Raw genomic sequence first — 228 nt, 5'->3', positions numbered from 1 at the left:
GACTGCGCACGTCTCCGGCGGCCGACCACGCAAGCAACCGCACCCCGAACCAATTCAAGCCGTTTCCGCCACCGCCTCGGGCATCTTCCCGTCGCCGACACGATTGATCGTGCCTTGCGCGATCGCGACGAGCCGCTCGTGATCGCCGTCGATGACGTACACGTGACACTGTCAGGTCGCCTGATGCCGGCCCGCGTAGACGACCTGCGCGCGCGCGACGAGCGTGCC

The 228-nt window shown here is 68.0% G+C and carries 1 pseudogene; it reads right to left on the bottom strand.

Annotated features, from left to right (window positions below):
* Nucleotides 1-54 precede the first annotated feature (54 nt).
* A pseudogene (locus SB786_RS38050) lies at nucleotides 55-228 on the bottom strand (PaaI family thioesterase); the annotation flags it as partial.

The sequence above is a fragment of the Burkholderia sp. SIMBA_062 genome (assembly GCF_046534765.1).
Classification (GTDB): Bacteria; Pseudomonadota; Gammaproteobacteria; order Burkholderiales; family Burkholderiaceae; genus Burkholderia; species Burkholderia ambifaria.
Note: the sequence above shows the minus strand (reverse complement) of the source record. Positions and strands in the feature narration are given on the sequence as shown.